This window comes from Longimicrobium sp. (assembly GCF_036554565.1).
Taxonomy (GTDB): Bacteria; Gemmatimonadota; Gemmatimonadetes; order Longimicrobiales; family Longimicrobiaceae; genus Longimicrobium.
Map to the genome: position 1 here is coordinate 1 of NZ_DATBNB010000134.1, position 3,787 is coordinate 3,787.

Genomic DNA, 3,787 nt, shown 5'->3' on the forward strand with positions numbered 1-3,787 from the left:
CCTGTCGGACGAGGAGCGCGACGATCTGCATGGCACGGTCGCCAGCCTGCGCGTCTGGGCGCGCACGCACGGTGAAGACGAGCAGCAGGACCGTCCCGCGAACGCCTGAGCGCGTGGGCGGCCGAACAGGAAAACACCCTCTCCCACGCAGCCGTGGGAGAGGGTGTTTCCGTTGGACGAGCCGCTATGGAAGAAGCTCAGCTCTGGATGCGCGCGAGCTCCACGCCCAGGGGACAGACGCCCACCGTGGCCTGACCGGCGATGTTCCCCGAAGGACCCAGCAGGTACAGCTTCCCGGGCTGCGTGCAGTCACCCGGCGCGGTGAAGAACAGCTGCCCCCGATCGTCGACGGTCAGGTCGCCCACGTCGGCGATGCCGTTCGGCTTCAGCGCGTTGGCCGGGGGAAGATGGAACTGGCGCGTCGCCGGGTTCCACGCCGTGATGCCGTAGCCGAACCCGCCGACGTACAGCACGTCGGGGTTGCCCAACGCCTCCAGCGAGGTGGGAAAGGTGCCGAACCCCGTGTTGTGCGACTCTTCGGTCAGCGTCTGCAGGTTCACCACCGAGAGCGAGCCGTTCGCCTTGCCGAAGTTGCCGGAGTGGAGCACGTACAGCCGGTCGCCCAGCACGGCGCCCGCCGCGGGGTTCACGCCGCTGAGCGGGATCGTCTTCACCACCCCAAGCGCCGGGTTGAGCACCGTCACCGAGCCCGGCCCCGCGGGCGCGAAGTTCACCAGGTTGCTGTTGATGACGAACGTCGCGCCGTTGCCCGCCACGATGGCCTGCGGATACACGCCCACCGCGATCTCGGCGCCCGCCTGCCCGCGCCGGACGTTCACCGGCGACACGGTGTTGCGCCCCGGATTGGCGACCAGCGCCACGGAGTCGTTCACGAACGCCACGCCCGTGGCCCCCGAGTTGGCCGGAAGCGCCACGCGGTGCGACACCACGCCGGCGGCCAGGTCCACCACGGCGGCGAAGGGGTAGATGCCCAGCGGCACCACCGCCACGTTGCCGCGCACCGCCAGGTCTACCGGGCTGCTGGCGGCCTGGGCCAGGCCCACCGTGCGCTCCGTTCCGCCTACTTCCAGCGGCACGATGCTGAGCGTGTTGTCGACGCTGTTCACCACCACCACCGCCAGCTCTTCGCCATCGGGCAGGGCGGGGTTGCGGTCGCACGCGGCCGAAAGCGAGAGGGCGGCCAGCGCGGCCATCCCCATCAGGCGGCGGATCAAACGAGTTTTCATCATCTCGATGGATTTCGTGAAGGTAGCTGCGTGCGCTGGATGCGCACGTCCAGGCGAGCCCGGCGGCCGGGCTCGGGGTATCCCGCGATCAGGTGCCCTTTTTCGTCCAGCGCGCGGTCCACGTCCAGCGCGGTGGAAAGCGCCCACGCACCCAACCGCCAGTCGCGAGCCACGCGCAGCTGCGTGGCCCAGAAGCCGGGGATGACGTTGGCCTCCGTGGGCGTGGGGTTCCGCGCACCGGTGTAGCGGACGCGCGCCTCCGCCCGCCACGGGCCCACGCCCCACTCCGCGCCCATCCACCCGGAGTGACGGGGGCGATACACGACCTGCACGCCGTCGTCATCCGTGCCCTGGCGGTCGTAGGTGATGCGCGCCAGCGAGTACGACGCGTTCACCCGCAGTCCCTGCCCGGCCAGCACGGCGTCGGCGCGAAGGTCGATGCCGCGGCGGTGCGCGTCGACGTTGCCGGGGGTCCAGCGGTCGTTGAAGCGGCGCATCCACACGATCATGCCGCGCACGTCGCTGTCGTAGGCGGTGGCGTAGGCGGAAAGGGACACGCCGCCCAGCGTCGCCGCGGTGGATGCGCCCATCTCCCACTCGTTGGGGATGCGCTCCGGGCGCAGGTCGGGGTTCGGGACGATCCCCACGCCGCCGCGAAAGAACTGGTCGCCCAGCGACGGCGGGCTGTACGCGCTGCGGTTGGCCAGCTGCACGCGTACCGGCCCGTCCATCCGCACGGTCAACGCGCGGCTGGCGTACCAGTTTCCGCTCACCCCGTCGCGGTCCACGCGAGCCTCGGCCGAGAGCGCGAGCGTGCGCCGCAGCACGCGCACGTCGTCCGACGCGTGGGCGAAGACGCCGCCGCCGTACTGGGTGCGCGGCGCCTGCTCCGAGAGCGCGGCCTCCACGTGCTGGGCCAGGGCGTCCACCCCCAGCCCCAGCCGTCCGCGGCGGAACCCGGTAGATGACTCGACGCGCGCGTTGAGCATCCGCACCCGCGTGGTGTCGTCGTACGGCAGGCCGAACGGGGGCGCGGGGTCCGCGTAGCGCGCGCGCTGCACGGCGCCGGAGACCAGCGCCGAGGCCGGGCCGCGCCGCCACGCCAGCGACGCGCGCCCGCGCTCCATCCACTGCCGCGCATCCGGCGAGGGGGTGTGGCCGGTGCCGGGCAGTCCGCGCTCCAGCGTTTCCCATCCCCCCCGCACCCGCAGCTCGCCGCCCGCCAGCCTGCCGGTGAGCGCCGCGAAGGCCCCCGCCTCGAACTCGTCGGCGTTGGTACGATGGACGCGCGTGGGATCGCTCGGGTCACGCGCGTAGGCGAACCGCCCGTCCACCGCCCGCGTGTGCGCACCGGCCTGGATGGCGGCCCCGCCGAGCGGCGCGCCCCACTCGCCGCGCGCGGCCCGCTCGCCCAGGGTGCCGCCGGAAAGCTCCGCGGCGGGCGGCACCTCGCCGGCCCGCGTCTCGATCAGCACCACCCCGGCACCGGCGCGCGCGCCGTAGCGTGCGGAGTGCGCGCCGGGGAGCACCGTCACCCGCTCGATGGCGCTGGCGGGAACGGCGCTCAGGTCTGCCTCACCGGAAACGGGGTCGTTCAGCGGCGCGCCGTCCACCAGCACCAGGACCGCGTCGGCGCCGCTGCCGCGGATGCTCACCGTGCGCGAACCCGTCGGCCCGCTTTCGCGCACCGTCACGCCGGGCGCGCGCGCCACCACGTCCGCCGCCGTCCGCGCCCCCGAAGCTTCGATCGCGGCACGCGTGACCACGGTCCCGTCGCGCTGCGGATCGGGCACGGTCGTCACGGCGCTCACGGTGTCGAGCAGCAGCACGTGGCGCGCGAGCGGGATGGACAGCCACGCCGCCTCGCCGTTCCTCACCCGCACCTCGGACGTCCATCCCGCGTAGCCCGCCCGGGTGACGCGAACGCGATGGGCGCCCTCTTCCACGCCGCGGATGGCGAATCTTCCGGCGCCGTCCGTCCACACGCGGATCCCCAGTTCCGGAAGCTCGACGGCGGCCATCTCCAGCGGCGCGTCCGTGCCCGCCTCGGCCACGCGGCCGGCCACCTCGCCGGGGCGTTGGGCCGTGAGCGAGGCTGGGACGGCGATCCACAGCAGGAGCGCGAGCAGGCTACGCCGCATGTCCACGCTCCATTCGCCCGCACTGCTCTCCCGACAGCGGCACCACCTGCGGCGCGCCGGCGTCCGGACCCGGCCCGGGATGCGGAACGATCTCCACCGGCCAGCCGTAGACGCGCTCGACGGTGTCCCTCGTCAGCACCTGCGCGGGGGTGCCCTCGGCGGCCAGGCGTCCGCCGTCCAGAAGGACCAGGCGGTCGGCGTAGCGCGCGGCAAGGTTCAGGTTGTGGGTGATCAGGAGCACCGTCTTGCCGGCGTGCCCCAGGTCGTGCAGCAGCTCGAAGATGGCCATCTCGTGGGCCACGTCCAGCGCGGCCGTGGGCTCGTCCAGCGCCAACGTGGGCGCCTGCTGTGCCAGCGCGCGAGCCACCCGGGCCCGCTGCCGCTCCCCGCCTGAAAGCG

The 3,787-nt window shown here is 73.4% G+C and carries 3 protein-coding genes; all 3 read right to left on the reverse strand.

Annotated elements, in window-relative coordinates:
* Positions 1–197 precede the first annotated feature (197 nt).
* Positions 198–1,250: a hypothetical protein gene (locus tag VIB55_RS03605; RefSeq protein ID WP_331875302.1), complete on the reverse strand. Its 1,053-nt coding sequence runs from the start codon at positions 1,248–1,250 to the stop codon at positions 198–200.
* Positions 1,247–3,388, reverse strand: coding sequence for a TonB-dependent receptor (locus VIB55_RS03610; RefSeq protein ID WP_331875303.1), 2,142 nt, complete (start codon positions 3,386–3,388; stop codon positions 1,247–1,249). The genes VIB55_RS03605 and VIB55_RS03610 overlap by 4 nt, the downstream gene beginning before the upstream one ends.
* A partial coding sequence (locus VIB55_RS03615; protein WP_331875304.1) for an ABC transporter ATP-binding protein occupies positions 3,378–3,787 on the reverse strand: 410 nt, incomplete at its 5' end. The genes VIB55_RS03610 and VIB55_RS03615, both read right to left, overlap by 11 nt.

Bases quoted from the DNA above. Each gene is read 5' to 3' on its own strand.
- VIB55_RS03605 (WP_331875302.1), bottom strand. From the start codon at position 1,250: ATGATGAAAACTCGTTTGATCCGCCGCCTGATGGGGATGGCCGCGCTG.
- VIB55_RS03610 (WP_331875303.1), bottom strand. From the start codon at position 3,388: ATGCGGCGTAGCCTGCTCGCGCTCCTGCTGTGGATCGCCGTCCCAGCC.